This window comes from Thermoclostridium stercorarium subsp. stercorarium DSM 8532 (assembly GCF_000331995.1).
Lineage (GTDB): Bacteria > Bacillota > Clostridia > DSM-8532 > DSM-8532 > Thermoclostridium > Thermoclostridium stercorarium.
Window position 1 is genome coordinate 122,153 of sequence record NC_020134.1, and the last position, 16,250, is coordinate 138,402.

13 protein-coding genes are annotated in these 16,250 nt (G+C 43.2%); 11 read left to right on the plus strand and 2 right to left on the minus strand.

Annotation, left to right across the window (positions count from 1 at the left end):
* The first annotated feature begins 28 nt into the window (after window positions 1–28).
* The 3 genes from CST_RS00545 to CST_RS00555 all read left to right on the plus strand — a co-directional run bounded on the left by CST_RS00545 (window position 29) and on the right by CST_RS00555 (window position 2,645).
* Complete coding sequence (locus tag CST_RS00545) at window positions 29–913, plus strand: carbohydrate ABC transporter permease (RefSeq protein WP_015357844.1); 885 nt, start codon at window positions 29–31, stop codon at window positions 911–913.
* Window positions 914–1,045: 132 nt separating this feature from the next.
* Window positions 1,046–1,573: an extracellular solute-binding protein gene (locus CST_RS13775; RefSeq protein ID WP_015357845.1), complete on the plus strand. Its 528-nt coding sequence runs from the start codon at window positions 1,046–1,048 to the stop codon at window positions 1,571–1,573.
* Window positions 1,536–2,645: an extracellular solute-binding protein gene (locus CST_RS00555; protein WP_015357846.1), complete on the plus strand. Its 1,110-nt coding sequence runs from the start codon at window positions 1,536–1,538 to the stop codon at window positions 2,643–2,645. Before CST_RS13775 ends, CST_RS00555 begins: the two co-directional genes overlap by 38 nt.
* A gap of 77 nt (window positions 2,646–2,722) precedes the next feature.
* Here CST_RS00555 and CST_RS00560 read toward each other — a convergent pair whose 3' ends face one another.
* The gene (locus CST_RS00560) at window positions 2,723–6,328 is read right to left on the minus strand and encodes a DUF5704 domain-containing protein (protein WP_015357847.1); all 3,606 of its coding nucleotides are present in this window, start codon (window positions 6,326–6,328) and stop codon (window positions 2,723–2,725) included.
* The gene (locus CST_RS00565; RefSeq protein WP_015357848.1) at window positions 6,322–7,629 is read right to left on the minus strand and encodes an S-layer homology domain-containing protein; all 1,308 of its coding nucleotides are present in this window, start codon (window positions 7,627–7,629) and stop codon (window positions 6,322–6,324) included. The genes CST_RS00560 and CST_RS00565 overlap by 7 nt, the downstream gene beginning before the upstream one ends.
* Window positions 7,630–8,029: 400 nt before the next feature.
* Between CST_RS00565 and CST_RS00570 the strand changes: the two genes are divergently transcribed.
* The 8 genes from CST_RS00570 (at window position 8,030) to CST_RS00605 (ending at window position 16,245) form a co-directional block, all read left to right on the plus strand.
* On the plus strand, window positions 8,030–9,565 hold the full coding sequence (locus tag CST_RS00570) for a DUF3794 and LysM peptidoglycan-binding domain-containing protein (protein ID WP_015484817.1): 1,536 nt from the start codon (window positions 8,030–8,032) through the stop codon (window positions 9,563–9,565).
* 385 nt (window positions 9,566–9,950) lie between these two features.
* Window positions 9,951–10,910, plus strand: a complete 960-nt coding sequence (ispE, locus tag CST_RS00575) for a 4-(cytidine 5'-diphospho)-2-C-methyl-D-erythritol kinase (RefSeq protein WP_015357851.1) — start codon at window positions 9,951–9,953, stop codon at window positions 10,908–10,910.
* Window positions 10,894–11,565, plus strand: a complete 672-nt coding sequence (locus CST_RS00580) for a GntR family transcriptional regulator (RefSeq protein WP_015357852.1) — start codon at window positions 10,894–10,896, stop codon at window positions 11,563–11,565. The genes ispE and CST_RS00580 overlap by 17 nt, the downstream gene beginning before the upstream one ends.
* Window positions 11,566–11,686: 121 nt before the next feature.
* The gene (gene rpsF, locus CST_RS00585; protein ID WP_041746621.1) at window positions 11,687–11,977 is read left to right on the plus strand and encodes a 30S ribosomal protein S6; all 291 of its coding nucleotides are present in this window, start codon (window positions 11,687–11,689) and stop codon (window positions 11,975–11,977) included.
* A 37-nt stretch (window positions 11,978–12,014) separates the two neighbouring features.
* On the plus strand, window positions 12,015–12,467 hold the full coding sequence (locus CST_RS00590) for a single-stranded DNA-binding protein (protein WP_015357854.1): 453 nt from the start codon (window positions 12,015–12,017) through the stop codon (window positions 12,465–12,467).
* Between the two features lie 255 nt (window positions 12,468–12,722).
* Entirely contained in the window at window positions 12,723–14,219 is a 1,497-nt protein-coding gene (locus CST_RS00595; RefSeq protein ID WP_015357855.1) for a hypothetical protein, read from the plus strand.
* Window positions 14,220–14,296: 77 nt separating this feature from the next.
* Window positions 14,297–15,154, plus strand: coding sequence for a decaprenyl-phosphate phosphoribosyltransferase (locus CST_RS00600; RefSeq protein ID WP_015357856.1), 858 nt, complete (start codon window positions 14,297–14,299; stop codon window positions 15,152–15,154).
* A gap of 95 nt (window positions 15,155–15,249) precedes the next feature.
* Window positions 15,250–16,245, plus strand: a complete 996-nt coding sequence (locus CST_RS00605; RefSeq protein WP_015357857.1) for a radical SAM protein — start codon at window positions 15,250–15,252, stop codon at window positions 16,243–16,245.
* Window positions 16,246–16,250: the final 5 nt, after the last annotated feature.

Sequence of the window (16,250 nt, forward strand, 5' to 3'; positions counted from 1 at the left end):
TAAAGAAATATCTGCAGGGAGATGCGCTATGAAATTCAGAGAAAGCAACGTCGGAGACAAAATATTTGATATTCTTGTGTATACTTTTGTTGCAATTGCCGTAGTGGTGTGTGTTTATCCCTTCATTTATATTGTCAGCGTATCAATCAGTTCAGGTGCTGCGGTCAACAGGGGTGAGGTTTGGCTTTATCCGGTAGACCTGGACTTTGAAGCCATGAAAACGGTGCTTGGATACACACAGCTATGGGTTTCCTATGCCAATACTATCTTTTACACAGTGGTGGGTACCTTTTTAAACATGGTTTTTACATGCTTTGCCGCATATCCTCTTTCAAGAAAAAGCTTTTTCCTGAGACGCAGGCTGAATTTCCTGCTCGCTTTTACAATGTATTTCTCAGGAGGCTTAATTCCAATTTACATCGTTGTAACGGGTTTGGGGCTTTATAATTCACGGTGGGCGATGCTTCTACCCGTGCTGGTAAGCGCCTATAATGTAATGATATGTAGAGCGGCTTTTGAATCGGTGTCGGAGGAACTTTATGAAAATGCAGCTCTGGAAGGCGCCAATGATTTCGTTATTCTATATAAAATAGCGATACCGGTAATAAAGCCGACATTGGCGGTGTTAACGCTGTATTACGCCGTTGCGCATTACAATGACTTTTTCAACGCGATGCTGTATATCAGTGACAGAAGCAAGGAACCGCTTCAGTCATTCCTCAGGCGTGTATTGCTGCAGGCCTCAATGGAGATTATGCAAACAACCAGCCTTGATATGGCCGCGCTTAACCAGTCCACACTTCAGGTCCGCTATGTATGCATTGTTTTGGCTATAATTCCTGTCCTGATTTTTGTACCTTTTGTCCATAAGTATCTGGTTCAGGGTACAATGCTTGGAGCGGTAAAGGGTTAAAAGAAGCAAGTGCAGAATTTCCCGGTATACGTTTTTTAATGCAATACAATGAGTCAGTATATCGGGAGGTTATATAGATTGATATATTAATTTTTTCCCAAATGGCACAAAAAAACAAGAGGAGGAGTATGTATGAAAAGGCTGCTCGTATTACTGACGGCTCTCTGTATGATTCTGGCGCTGGCTGCATGCGGCAAAGGTTCAACAGCAGGAACCGCAACCCAGGGTAATAAATCTGTGCAGACCGAAGACGATGATTATTATGACGGTAAACCTCCAATTACCAGAAAACCCGGCCAATCGTTAAAAATCCTTGCCAGAACCTCAAACTATACGAACGTAGACATTGCCAACGCGGAGATAGTTAAAAAAGTTATTGAGAATGCAGGCATAACCGTTAACTGGCAGTTGGTTGATCACGGTAACTATTCGGATGCGGTAACCCCGATGTTGTTATCGGGTAATGTGGATGCGGATATAATACAGATTCCTGATAAAGATCAGAACCAGACGTATATAAAATCAGGTTTGTTTGTACCTCTTGACGAATACTTTGATTATATGCCCAACTTTAAGGCATGGCTTGAAAAAAATCCTGTAATAAAAGCAGAAATAACCGCCGATGACGGTCATATCTACTATCGGAACAAACGTAGGTAAGGATTATCAGCCGGTATTGATGTGTAACAAGGTATGGCTGAAGAAGGCCGGTAAAGATATACCCAAAACACTGGACGAATTTGTGGATCTGATCCGCCATTACAAAGCAAATGACATGAACGGCAACGGGAATCCTAACGATGAAATTCCAATGAGCGTAACTGAAGCATTTCTTCCATACATGTTCGGGCCGGCTTTTGGACTTGACCTGGTAAGCGGTTTTCAGGCCGATGAAAACGGAAAAGTAAAATATGCGTATGCCGATCCGGAAAACTATAAAAACTATCTTGCATTTCTGAACAGTCTTTACAGGGAAGGTCTTCTTGAAGTCGAATATACATCTTTAAATCGTGACCAAATTGTTGAAAGAGTCTCAAACGATTTAACAGGGATAGTGTTTGATTTCAGTTGGCAGATGTCTATGCTGTACAGCCCCTCGCTACCTTATTACGACGGAACGGAAGAGACGGCATTTGTTGGTGCACCGCCGCTTTCAGGAACCCATGAGGGGTTCTATGTCGGGCGCATCGAACTCGGCAATATGTTCGGAGTGAATGCAAAATCCCAGAATATCGTTCTGGCGTGCAAATTCCTTGATTACGCCATGAGCGACGAATGTCAGGAAATGTATCAGTGGGGAATTGAGGGCAAGAGCTACATTGTGGATGAAAACGGAAACAAAAAGTTTACAGAACAGGCGCGGGACAACGACTGGCTGCAGCAGTTAGGTATTAATCCGGCGTTTGTTTATCCGGCACAGCAGTCGGTAGCGTCCACCGACGAACTTGTAGCCGACTGGCATGCGAGAATAAATGCAGAAATAAGACCATACGTTAAAGATCCGTGGCCTTTCATATATTCCACCGAAGAAGAGGCGGAAATTATTAATACATACTTTGTAGACATTGAAACCTATGTTAAAGAAAATGCAACGGCGTTCATTACAGGCACGAAGAGCCTGGATGAATTTAATGACTATCTGGCAGGGCTGGAATCCCTGAATCTGAAACAGGTACTTGAAGTAAGACAGGCGCAGTATGATCGTTTCCTGAAAGCTTATAAAGGCAACTGATTAAAAGACGCGGGAACGGTTTTCCCTTGTTGCGTCCGCCGCAAAAAGGGAAAAAGCCGTTCCCTTATTGTTTTCTTTTAATGTGTTCCGCCTGTTCTGTAATCATCGCTTGAACGCTTGTCGGTATCATAGAATACAATATCCCCGTCCTTCAGCTCAAAGGTTGCTCCATAATAGTCTGTCTTTGTATGCGAAAAGCCTTCCCGCTCAAACATATTGCAATACTGCGCACCCCAGTAGCTTAACACAGGGCTGTCGAAGTCTCCGTTCTTTATTGTTTCTATTCTGAAATTCACAATTATGTACCCGTCTTTTAGCCAGAAACTTTCCCTGCCCGTAAGCCCGTTGTTTTTCCTCCCGTATTCGGCCACGTCAAATCCTGCAGGCGCCGCATAAACATCATTGGGAATGTAATATTCGCCATACCATCTTTGAACCGATTGCAGCACCCTGTCGGCATTCACACCCGGCGGTAGGTTTTCCGTATTGCCCGTAAACGTCCTTTGGTACTTCGACAGCACTATCCGGTCGAGCCAGCCGATGGGCGACAGCCTGTTCCTGAACATATCAGCGTTTAGCCCAAGTATCCGCGCGGTGTTTGTTATTTCTTCTTCGGGAACGTCGCGGTAAATATCGCCCAGCTTCATAAACTTCGGATTATCCCTGTTTCTGCCCGTGGGTTCTATTTTCACAAAGTAATTCATTTTGCCGCTGAATTCCTCATGATACCATAAATCCACTTTCTGCCGGCCGGTCCCGTCCTTTCTGACGTAATAGAACTCGGGGATTATGCTTATATGGTCATTGTCGCCGTAATAACAACCCACTGTGGTAAGGTCGAACCTGAAAGTATAACCTGTTTTTAACGCGCCGCGGTTTTTGTAAACGGCGTGGCTTCCCTCAAGAATAGGAAGGGTAAACAAAGGGCTTATTCCGCGGTCTTTTCCTTCTTCGTCCCTGGTTCCGACGTAATAGCAGTTACCCGTATGCCCGGAGGTGCCTTTGCTTTTCCGGAATACATTTTCCCAAAGCTTGTCGGCTATGCCGGTAACCCTGAACCCGTATATCCTGCCAATGACCCGGACGGGACTGTTCCGCACCGCCACATAGTTGTTTATATTGAGATTGGCAAGGTATTCTTTTGTGTTTAAATCGGGGGCATTTACCGCTATCTGCCTGAACTCGACTTCATAGTCCCCTTCGGGTACCCATGTGGGAATGTAGATGTTTATTTCGTCATATGCCTCGTCGAGGGGTATTGAATACCAGGTGTTTGCGGGGACAAAGCGGGAGTTGTCGGGCTTGTCGGTACCAATGTAGACATCGAACGGGAAACGCACCTGCCTGTCACGGGTGTATTTTCTGCAGTCCATAGGCCGGTTTTCGCTGTAGCCTTTGATATTCAGGTGATTGCCGACGGTGAAAACCCTGATTCGGGACGGCCTTCCCAGAACGAGGGCCGAACGGCTCCTGTCGGGATTGAGCGTCTGGTCGTTTTTTACGTCGTCCAGCACGCCCGAACTGCAGACCACAGGCGTGTGCACCCTGACGCTGTTTATAGGGGAGATGGGTATTTCTATTTTTTCAGGCCGTTTCGGGTTTACCGTTTCGGCAAGCCTTCTGTATGTAATTGTCCCTTTGCTTTCATGAACGCCGTTCAGAGTATTGTCCGGGATTGTAAGGCCTTTTGCGTAGAAGGCGTTTTCATGGCATATAACGCTTTCGGGAACAGCCGAAGGTTCAGGGGCTTTCCCGCTGGTGGAGACTGTATCATCCATTATTGTCATGCCGTTGAATATTAACAGGTCGTTTTTGGTGTGATATTGCGGTATCGCCCTTTCGATGATTTTGTCATGGTTTTTTATGTCCGGAACCGACGGCCTGGAGGTGCTGCCGTTTATGTGTTCGGTTCCAAGGTCTATGACATATGAACCGACGGTATGGTCATACACGAGAGTGCCTGACTCTATTGCGTCGGATATGGGATTGTTCAAAACATGGGCAGGTATACTGTTGCTGTGGGACAAAGTGATTTCGGGAACGGGTATTCCGTTTTGGGGTATCGTCACTTTCCCGCCAGGCAATGCGGCGTTTTCCACCGTTACTTTTTCAGGGATAAACGCTTCAAAAGCGTCAACAGTCCAGTAGGAATAGCCGCGGGTTAAAGTGTACGGCTCTGAATATACAACCACCGTGTCGGACATATCCACCCAGTTCGAAACCCATGTATCGTGGCCGGGGCATGAATCCTTTTCGCCGTCGCCGTCAGAATCAACGCACCCTGAGTACTTGTGGCCCGGGCAGGTGTCATTTATTCCGTCGCCGTCGGAATCCTCACAGTATGTACCGCGTATATGGTAGAACGTGCCTGAACCGCAGTAGGTGGTTTCATACCTGCCGTGGTCTTCCCTCCATGAAAGGTGGTATGTTTTTCTGGCATACACAGTTTCGGTATCGGTGTAGGAGTGTTTGGTAAAGGTTAGGTCGTAAAGGTATTCCCTGGTTTTGATGTTAACGTACAAATTTTCACGTACGGGAATTCCCTTGGCGACATCGAACTTTTCATTGCCTCTGTCGTCTGCCGCGATAACGGCAGCCGCTTCTTCGTCCATTGAAGAGTTGACTACAGGTGTGAGGTTTTCGGTGATGTCCCGGTTACGTTCGGGCGGGGGAGGCGGCAGCGTAGGCGAAGGTGTGGGTGTAGGGGTAACGGTTGTTGGGAATTGTGCGTAATAGTCAATTCTTATCGGGTACCAGAAACGGATTGAAATTGCACCGGCGTTGGCAAAGGTCCCATGGCCTATATTAAGTATTTCGCTTTTTTCATCTATTCTTTCTGTATCCTCTTTTACGGTAACTAAGAAATTTTCCTTTAATTTGCCGGATATGTCCTCAATCATGTGAAACGGAATGGTGTATCTGCTCCCGTAAAAAGGATCGGGAGAGTACGCGACACCCGCTTTGGTGCCTGGTTTTTCGGCTTTATTGTTGTAGAACATCGCATAGCCGAGGCTGCCGAAACCGGTTTGAACGATGGGGATTAGATGTGGATAGTAAAAATTTACGACTTTCTGAAAATGTGTGCCCCGTAAACAATTTAGTTTTGGTAATGCTCGTATCAATAGATAATTATCTTCAATATAACACTCAGGTTTTTCGGGTAAATTTGAAGGCAACCCCGGGGGTAATGGATTAAAATTAAAAAACTCTGTAGGAATTGTATATTCATCAGAATAATTAAGAGTTTCAGTATTTATGTTCATTACAGGCGTTATTGTTGCACCTTTTGACAATGCTTCCAGTATTTCCTTTGGATGATTTATTTTATACTCAAGTACAAATTCATTTTCATATATTTTTCTTTTTAAAAATTCCGGATCTGTCCATTTATATTTTTCAGACGCATTATCATAAATGTATATATCTTTGATATCATCTCCAGTCACAAGCGTTGCTTTCCAATAACCTCCGGAATAATGCCAAAATTCGATTAATGCCCATCCACTCCTTGAGGCAATATGTTCTCCAATGTCAAATTGTTTATCGCCTTCAACAGGCATTGGACCAATCACCATGTCTTTGAAACAACCTAATTCAGCTTTATGAGATGATTGGGAAAACGCATCTACAAAATGAATGGAAAATAATATAGTTATCGTCAAAAGTACTAATTTTTTCACCATTCAAAGAACCCCCTGGCGTTGAATGGATAACTACCGCTAAATCCGCCATATCTGTCAGCAACACTATAGCTTTCTTCTGTAAATGATATCCAATGATAGCCTCCGCTTGCAAACGTGGATGAATATTTTATTTCACATATCAAAACAATCGCTACTATATCCTCTTTATTTGTATAAAGCGACATATCAAAGGTTTTCCCATTGGAAGGTAATCTATATTCCGGCATTTCATCCTTACTATTTGTTAATACACAGTCTGAAAAACCTAAATCATTTTGATCTTTGTTATTGCAGAATAATGAAATCATCCATTCGTATCCTTCCGGAAGTTCCGGAATATATCCCCGCACCCTGACTTTTCCTTCATGTTCATAAAATTTTAAATATTTAAGAAACACGTCTATAAATTCCTGTGCTTTAAGTATTTTCATAGCTCCGTTCGACGGATTGGCAATGTCTGCGGCCGGATCAAACCTTACGCCTTCCACTTCCACTGCACCGTTCCCCAAATCTCTCTTGGGCGGGCGGTTTAGTTTACTGACAGGTATGGGTGTCGGAGTCGGGTTTGCAGCAACCGGAAGTTCAGGCCTTTTCCTTGCCGACGGGTCTATTATCCTTCTTATGACTGCCAGCGCTTCATCACGGGTCAGATAATTATTTGGCTTGAATTCACCGTCAGGGTAGCCTGTTAAAATACCCAAATCGTAGAACTTCACAACACTGGATTTTATAACCTGTGATATTTGATTGTAATCTTTTATCAGGCTTGTCACTGCAACTTGATCCCTGTAATCGGGATTTTTAATGATTTTATCCATGGCCCTTCCTGCAATCAGTGCCATGTCCCCGCGGCTTATGGGCCTTTTGTATCCCGCGTATGGGTCATCTTTTGTAGCAAAAGTCAGATGAGAATCCTGCCAGGGGATGATAAGCCCTTCATCAATGGCCTTTTTGATATACGTTGTAGCCCAGTATTCTTCGCCGTTCTGAAGGTTATATCCCATTATTGTGATAATCAGTTTAATGAACATATCAACGGTAAGGGGTTCATGGGGCCTGAAGGTACCGTCAGGGTACCCTTCGAAAATTTTTCTGTTGTCTTTCATGATGAATAGTAGGTCGTCGTAATACCACGCAGATTTGGGCACGTCTGAAAAGCTTATTGTTTCTTCCGCGTCCGCAAAGGCGGGTGTCATAATTTCAGGAAATCCTACACCGGGGTGATTTTCGGGCATGGGTAAGACCGATAAAATCAAAGAAATTATGATAAGCCTTGCAATTTTTTTTGCGAAAGTTTTCATCGTTTTCACTCCCTGAAAAAGGTTTGTAACTGAAAAGAAAGCAAGCAAAAAATAACTGGTAAAATAAAAATAAAAAATACAATATTTGTTAATATAATATTTGCTAATATAAAAGGTGTCAACATATTTTGCATAAAATGCATATTTTTGTACATAAATTGCATCATAAGAAAGCATGGATTGCTTGTTCCGCTGAAAATTTGGACTGATTTGAAACATATAATCCAAGCGCGGCGACTTCGCCTGTAATGCCCGCAGCCGGTGAATCAAAAATAGTGTTCTTTAACACAAAACTTTTCCCATGTTTTTATTTCAAAATACTGCAATTCAGGTGGCATATTTTAAGGACAAAGCCCATATATATTACACAGCAGATTTTGTAACCTTAAGGGGGATTATTATGTCGGTTGAATTAATTAGAAAACCCATCAATCTGTATCAGTTGATAGATGAGCAGCAAAGGGAGGAGCTGACCGAAACAGGCATTATTGTGCCCGACAGCAAACCCGACGTGCTGGACGTGCTCGCAGTGGATACCAGTGTAATTGTCAAAAACCGTGAAAAAAGCGGAAAGGTAATGGAAATAAGCGGAGAACTCAACTTTCAGGTGATATACCGGGCTGATAATCAGGAACAGAGCATAGAAGCCATAAATGTCAACGCGCCATGGTCGGTTTCCTGCAATTACCCTGCCGGTGAGGAGAACATCCACACCCTTGTGAAAAGCGCTGTTGAACACACAAATGTGGAAATAGTAAACGGGAGAAAGCTGAGCGCAAAATCCGTAGTGAAACTGAATGTGAAATACCTCGCAATTCGGACTGTTGAAGCCGGTGAAAACGTACAGGGCGAAAACGTTTACCAGAAGGCCGACCTGCATGATATTGCAATGATTGAGGATATCGGCGAAACGACTATTAATGTTTCGGAAATCCTGGAACTGTCCGCCGGAAAACCCGCGATAGAAGAAATTCTGTACAGCAGCGCAATGCTTAAGGACCTGAAAATTTCTGAAAATGACACGCTCGAGGCTGTCCTTGCCATTAATATTCTGTACCGGCCCGACAACGACAGCACCCAGCTGGAGAATGAATATTTTGAAATACCGGTTTCAAAGAGTTTGGAACTGGACAAATATTATACCAATCTGTCGGTCAATACGGTGCTCAAAACGTTAACTGTCAAACCTGACGAAGACCTTGACGGGCTTTTAACCCGTGTAAGGGTTGATGCCGAAATAAATGCTGAATATATTCTTTACAGCAGGGAAAACGTTAACCTGGTCAATGATGCCTATGCAACCGATTATGATTTTGAGCTGGAGAAAATGCCGGTTACCGTAAGCGTGGAAGAGCAGGATATAACCGAAAATGTCCAGATTAACGCGAATATTCCGCTTGAATGCGGGGGAGAAAACCTGGAGGAAATATTAAGCGTTGGTGTTAAACCCAAGCTTCTTTCGGTGGGAAATGACACTGCGGGAGTAGAAATAAACGGATGCCTTGACGTGTTTGTACTGTACGGAACCGGCACCGATATGAGGATTGTTCGCGGTGCAAACCAGGAAGTGCAGTTCACGCACCGTGTAGCCTTACCTGAGACAAACGCAAGGTATGACATTGATCCTCAAATTCAGATAAACGATGCCGGATTTGACATAGCATCGAAAACAGAGCTCGGAATTAAGACTGATGTAGCGATCAAGATACACTTGTCGAGAAAGTCCGAAATTAACGTAGTCACCGGAATAAAAGGGATTAAACCCGTTGAAAAGAAAGAAAACCCGCCATTGATTATATACTATACCCAGGACGGCGATACGCTTTGGAGCATTGCCAGAAAATACAGGGTATCAATACAGAAAATAATGAATGATAACGGAATGACTGAAGAAATAGAACCCGAAGCCGGTCAAAAAATATTCCTTATCGGGTAGACAATGTATTAAAATTAATTCGAATTTCATTTAACGAGTGCGCTAAGACAGGTAATTTTCCTGTCTTTTTTGTTTTCCGTAAATGTATTTTGTATTCATGTAATGTTGCTCTTTTAAAGTTTTTATTATAAAATTATAATACATACCAGACTTGTGAAATCAGGGGTTATTTGGTTATTATCCTTTAAGTGGTAATAAGGAAAGGGTAATAATCCAGACTTTTTTGTCTCGTAAAATGGGCTTAAATTAAATATATTGCAAAGACTTTGGTTTGCGGAAGCATTTTTTTGCAGGAGGGCAGACTTATACAGAAACAATTTTTAAGTCTGCTGTTGACAAAATTGGTTTTATTTTATAAAAAATATAAAAAGGCAAGGTAAGCATCTTGGAAAGGATAAAATTATTTGCCCAGGCAAAAATTAATTTATCGCTGGATGTTACAGGAAGGCTTGAAAACGGTTATCATACATTACGAATGATTATGCAGACAATATCCCTGTGCGACGAAGTAGTGCTTGAAAAGGCACGGGAGGGGATTGAAATACTGTGTGATCATCCAAACCTTCCGTGTGACGAAAGAAATATCTGTTACAAAGCTGCAAGAGAATTCTTTATGAAAACGGGTATTGGAGCCTTTGGTGACGGCAAAAATTCTGATGGAACAGTTTCGGCCAAGGGGTGCATCTGTGAGGAAACAGGTAACCTGTATGCCGGGGTAAGAATAAATATAAAGAAAAGAATTCCGATCGGTGCCGGGCTTGCGGGCGGAAGCAGCGACGCCGCAGCGGTGCTAAAAGGTCTGAATATTCTGTATAACACAAATCTGCACCCTGGCGAACTTGCCGAAATAGGCCTTAAATGCGGTGCCGACGTACCGTTTTGCATATACGGCGGCACATACCTGGCAGAGGGAATTGGGGAAAGGCTTACGAAACTGCCGTCGTTCAGCGGCGTGAATGCAGTGGTGGTAAAGCCTGATTTTTCGGTATCCACCGCATGGGTGTATAAAAACTACAGTTTGGACGAACTTAAGGAACGCCCGGATACCGATGCCATTATTGATGCAATAGGAACGAAGGATATTGCAAAGGTTGCCGGTAAAATGCGTAATGTACTTGAAAGTGTTACAGCGGTGAAATATCCGGAGATAAACAAAATCAAACATGCCCTGAAAAAACTCGGGGCCCTGGGCAGTATGATGAGCGGAAGCGGCCCTGCGGTATTCGGATTGTTTGAAAATTTCGAAAAAGCCAATACTGCGTTTGAAGAGCTCAGAAAAATTTATAAACAGACATATCTGGTTTCCACAACAGACGGAGGAGAAATCTATGGCGAAAATATCTAAAATAAAAATGGATAATTACATGCCGTTACGGGATGTTATTTTCAACACACTCCGCGACGCTATTGTATCCGGTGAATTAAAGCCGGGGGAAAGATTAATGGAAGTAGCTCTTGCCGAAAAAATGGGTGTAAGCAGAACCCCGGTGAGGGAAGCGGTCAGAAGGCTTGAAATGGAAGGCCTTGTAACCATGACCCCCAGGAAGGGAACCCATGTTGCCGAAATTACGGTTAAGGACATAATGGATGTTCTTGAAGTGCGGGCGGCATTAGACAAGCTTGCAACCGAACTGGCAGCAAAACGTGCCAGACCTGAAAATATCCGGCAGCTTGAGAATATCCATAAACAGTATATTGCATGCCTTGAAAAGCAGAACATCACCGGTGCAATAAAGAAGGATGTGGAATTCCACGAAGTAATATACGCGGCCGCAAAGAACAGCAAGCTTACAAGCGTGGCGTCAAGCCTGCGGGAACAGATTTACCGGTTCCGCGTACTTTATATGAAAGACTTTTCCAACGCGGAAGAGGTACTGAAGGAACACGAGTCAATACTTCAGGCATTGAGGGAAGGAAACGCCGAACTTGCCGGAAGGCTTGCGGAAGAACATATTGTGCACCAGAAAGAGACCATTATTCAGCAAATGGAGAAAAAATAGTGCAGCTTTGTTCTTGTTTTATATTTTTTTTTATGATAAAATCAGTTCTGCTGTCGTGAAATCCTTGCTCCGCACAAAGCGGGGCCACAAGTCCAGAAGGAGGTGAAGAAAGATGGCAAAAATGGTGAATTATGAGTCAATATTTGTTGTAAATCCTCAGCTGGAGGACGAAAAGATCAAGGAAATCATTGAAAAGATGAAGTCCCTTGTCGAGTCCAACGCCCAGCTGGAGAAGATTGAGGAATGGGGAAAGAAGAAACTGGCTTACGAAATTGCAAAGCAAAAAGAAGGTTATTATGTACTGATGCAATTCACTGCAGAGCCTAATTTCCCCGCCGAACTGGAAAGAGTGTATAAGATTACCGAAGGCGTTATCAGGTATCTGATAGTTAAACGTGACGAAAAGGAATAAGCGCCAGTGATTATCCCATATTACGGAGGTTGAAGTTATGAACAAGGTTATCCTTATGGGTCGTCTGACAGCAGACCCGGAACTCAGATATACTACAGGTACGAACATCCCGGTATGCCGCTTCAGGCTCGCAGTGGATCGGCCGTTTCAAAAGCAGGGCGAAGACAGACAGGCGGATTTTTTCAATATAGTTGCATGGAGAAGTACGGCGGAATTTGTGAGCAAATTCTTTAAGAAAGGCATGCGCGTTCTTATTGAAGGGTATCTCAGAAACAACGATTACGAGGACAATCAGGGTGTACGACATTATATGGTGGAGATTCATGCCGAAAGAGTATATTTTGCGGATTCGAAAAGGGATGACGTATCTGGCGGGTTTTCACAACCTCAGTATGGGATGCCGGCGCCTGATGATGCTCCGGTTTCGGAACCTGAACCCGGAGACGGATTTTTCCCGTTATCGGACGACGATGACGATTTACCGTTTTAAAAGCGTTAATTTGAAACTACCGAACGAACCATTCACACACGAATGTAATGATCCCATACAACAAGCCCTTTTATTTAATGTAAAAGGGTTTTTTTTTGTGCTTTTTAAAGCCTTATTGGACGGATTACAGCATTTGCCATAAATTGCAAAACAACGTAATTTTAGAACAATAATAGCCTGATTTTTTAATTTTATGAAAATTATTTATCGAAACATGGTATAATTAACAAAGGATAAAATCAGGAGCGTGAAAAGGTGCGTTATATATCAGGGGTAGCATTTGCGGTTGCAGCGTTTATACTGGTGTTCTTATGTATTCCTGAAACAGGTGTCATTTACACTCATGATACCCAGGCATACGAGTATGCGGCGGAAACTTTTCTGCAGTCAGGAACGATGAGGTATTTCGGTTACGACACTCCGATTATTCAGTGGCCTCCTTTTTATATACTGATACTTGCGGTTATGAAATTTCTCGGAATCACCGTCGAAAAGGGTGCCGCATGGCTTAACGCCGGGCTTTTTGCATACCTTGTTTATGTTTCCGCCGTTTACCTGTTTGAAAATCTGACTGTCAAGGTGCTTTCAGTTCCTGCGCTGCTCCTTTTGACACTTTCTGTTCCGTTAATTTACGTTTCGGGCTACGGCTGGACTGAAATGCTTTTTATTTTTCTCGCAGTACTCTCAATGGTCCTTATACTTATGTACTTAAAGAACCGGAAGCTTTCTTACTTTGTTTCCGGAGCCCTTGTGTCGGCCATGTGCTGGCTCACCAGGTATATCGGAATCACCGTAATTGCGGCATTGGCGCTGGTTTTGTTTATATATGAAAAACCTGTTGCCGACAAGTTCAAAAAAGCCTTTACATATGGCGTTTTTTCGTGTTTCCCCATGTGCCTGTGGGTTTTAAGAAACTACCTTTTATCCGGCACATTCACCGGCGGTAGGCAGCCAGGGGTATACACCCTGGGTGAGAATATTGAGCTTTCCCTTATGGTTTTTAATGAATGGTTTTCATACGCGATACCCGAAATCCTGAGTGCATCGCTGGTATACCTTGGTTTGCTTGTACTGCTTGCCGTTCTGGTAAGGGAAAGTAAAAAGGGTGAAAATAGCCTGCCCACTCCTGATTTGTCGGCAAACCTCCTTATAACTGCAATTTATTCCGCCGTTTTGCTGTATACGGCGACCAAAACCGCCATGGACGGAATAAACAACCGGCTTTGGGCGCCTGTGTATCCGTTTTTGGTATTTGCCGTTGTTTTTTTAATGGACGGTCTTCTGAAAAACATTGAAAGAAGAAGTACAAAAGGACTTCTGGCAGCAGGATTTATTGTTTTTGCCTTCGTTTTTTCAATAAACCCGGCATTGTGGATCAGGAACGAAGGATTTCCGAGGAAATATGAGCTTTTGGGAATAAAGGAGGCGCCCGCGGCGAAAAAAACACAGCTTCTGGAGCTGGCGCTTGAAACCATTGAACCCTCGGAAAACACACTGGTGATAAGCAACGATGCCTCCGCGTTAAACATGTATACAAATCTTAAAAGCTATTATCCGCCCAAAAAAGAGGGCATACCTATATATACGTTCGAGCAGTACGTCAGTAGAATAAAAAATTTCGAACATATTTATGTTATATGGTCGGGAGCATGGGAAAACGGGAATTTCGTGGAACTGGCCGAGTTTGAAAAGGTATTTGCGATGGAAAAGGTGGCCCAGAATTCCTATTGTGTCATTTTCCGACTTAAGTAAAATTTTTTATTGGAGTTGCCAATATAAAAATAAACCTTTAAAATAAGAACAGTGTATCAGAATTGCGGGAGAAAGACATGAACGGGAAACTGTTAAGACTGTTACGCCCAAAACAGTGGGTTAAAAATATATTTGTACTGGTGCCGCTGATCTTTTCGCGGACATTTACCGAGCCCGGTCGTGTTTTGCGAGCGCTGGGCGCTTTTCTGTGCTTTACTGCGGTATCATCCGCGATATATGTTCTGAATGACATAATCGATATTGAGAAAGACAGGCTCCACGAAACAAAGCGTTTCAGGCCTCTTGCATCCGGAGAGGTTACGAAGGGCCAGGCCTTTATACTTATGGCGCTGCTTCTGGTGCTGGGGCTTGCGGTGGCGTTCGCTATCAGCACAAATGTGGTGCTATGCCTTACGACTTATATAGTACTGAATATTCTGTATTCCCTGTTTTTCAAAAAAATTGTAATCCTGGACATAACGGTAATTGCCATCGGTTTTGTGCTCCGGGTGATTACAGGGGCGGCTGCAATTAATGTGTATATCTCCTCATGGGTGCTGCTTTGTTCCTTTTTTATTGCCCTCTGCCTTGCTGCGGGGAAAAGGAAAACCGAAAAGGCAAGCCTTCAGGAATCCTCGACCGAACACAGGAAAGTTCTGGCGGTTTATACCGACGAATTTTTAAAAGGTCTGATACAAATAAGCATCACCTGCACCACAATAACCTATTCGCTGTATACGATACTGGAGTACAATGTGCAGAGCCCAATGATAACAATTCTTTTTGTCGTGTTCGGGCTTTTCAGGTATATGCAGCTTGTTTTTGAGGATGACGAAGGAAGGCTTCCCGAAGAACTTATTCTTTCGGACAGACCGTTGCTTTTAAGCATATTCCTTTTCGGTGTGTCATGGATTATAATTTTCCTTATGCTTTAAAACCTGCTAAAGTTATTGTAAAAACGACTTTGATATTTGGAACGGTGATATATAATATATAAGGTAGAAAAAATTAAGAATGTAAAGGAGAAGTAATGTTAAGAGCGTTAATAAACCTGATACTTAAAAAACCAATTCTGGTGATATACGATGTTACGAAGCTGTGCAACCAGCGCTGCCTCATGTGCAATATATGGAAAACCAAAAGCAATGACATGGATCTTGGGCGGCTGGAAGAGGAAGTAAAGAAGTTAAGCCGTTTTGGAGTGCGATATGTTTTCCTTCAGGGTGGAGAACCTTTAATCCGTAAGGATATAATACAGATAATAGATATATTTCTTAAATACCGCATAAAACCCACGGTTATAACCAACGGCATCCTGCTTACTCCCGAAATTGCCTCGGAAATTGCAAAAAGGCGCTGTAACCTTGCCATAAGCATCGACTCAATGGATCGTGAGCTTTTTGCGAAACTCAGGGGCGTTGATAAACTTGATCAGGTACTGGATAATATACGGAAAATATACAAAATGGAACGAAAGGGTAACTGGTCAATAACCACTACGATAACCGGCCTGTCAAAGTTCGAGGATGTAAGGGAAATAGAGCGGTTTGCCGAAGAGCATAACTTCATGTTTGCAATACGCCCGTATATTTTCGTCAGGGGCGTGGCGGGAAAAAAGAACGACGAACTTATGTACGAATGGAAGGATGTATCCGAAATTTTTCTGTATATGGCTGAAAAGGCAAGGAAAAACAATTTTCTTGCGTACCTTGTCTACAGAGAGCATATACGGTATATAAAAGGCGAGAGCATGCCGATGTGCGATGCTGCAAAGTATTCGTTTGTGATGACAGAAAGCGGTTTGAAAAGCCCGTGCATAGAGTTTACCGACATAAACTCCAGCCTTGAGAATTTCAGAAAAAACAGAAAAACATTTTATAAAAAGCTGGAAGAATGCAATAAAACAACACCGTGTTTTTACAACGATGCAAGGGAAATAGGCGTGCTCTGGCGGAATAAATGGCTTATACTTCTCAATGCTCCCAAAATAATCCGCCAGCTTATACAATACGGAAACTTCTTTTAACCCAT

Excerpts from the sequence above, each read along its gene's own strand:
- CST_RS00565 (WP_015357848.1), bottom strand. The coding sequence starts at position 7,629 with ATGAAAACTTTCGCAAAAAAAATTGCAAGGCTTATCATAATTTCTTTG.
- CST_RS00590 (WP_015357854.1), top strand. The coding sequence starts at position 12,015 with ATGAACAAGGTTATCCTTATGGGTCGTCTGACAGCAGACCCGGAACTC.
- CST_RS00570 (WP_015484817.1), top strand. The coding sequence starts at position 8,030 with ATGTCGGTTGAATTAATTAGAAAACCCATCAATCTGTATCAGTTGATA.
- CST_RS00555 (WP_015357846.1), top strand. The coding sequence starts at position 1,536 with ATGACGGTCATATCTACTATCGGAACAAACGTAGGTAAGGATTATCAG.
- rpsF (WP_041746621.1), top strand. The coding sequence starts at position 11,687 with ATGGTGAATTATGAGTCAATATTTGTTGTAAATCCTCAGCTGGAGGAC.
- CST_RS00600 (WP_015357856.1), top strand. The coding sequence starts at position 14,297 with ATGAACGGGAAACTGTTAAGACTGTTACGCCCAAAACAGTGGGTTAAA.
- CST_RS00580 (WP_015357852.1), top strand. The coding sequence starts at position 10,894 with ATGGCGAAAATATCTAAAATAAAAATGGATAATTACATGCCGTTACGG.
- CST_RS00605 (WP_015357857.1), top strand. The coding sequence starts at position 15,250 with ATGTTAAGAGCGTTAATAAACCTGATACTTAAAAAACCAATTCTGGTG.
- CST_RS00560 (WP_015357847.1), bottom strand. The coding sequence starts at position 6,328 with ATGGTGAAAAAATTAGTACTTTTGACGATAACTATATTATTTTCCATT.
- CST_RS00545 (WP_015357844.1), top strand. The coding sequence starts at position 29 with ATGAAATTCAGAGAAAGCAACGTCGGAGACAAAATATTTGATATTCTT.
- CST_RS13775 (WP_015357845.1), top strand. The coding sequence starts at position 1,046 with ATGAAAAGGCTGCTCGTATTACTGACGGCTCTCTGTATGATTCTGGCG.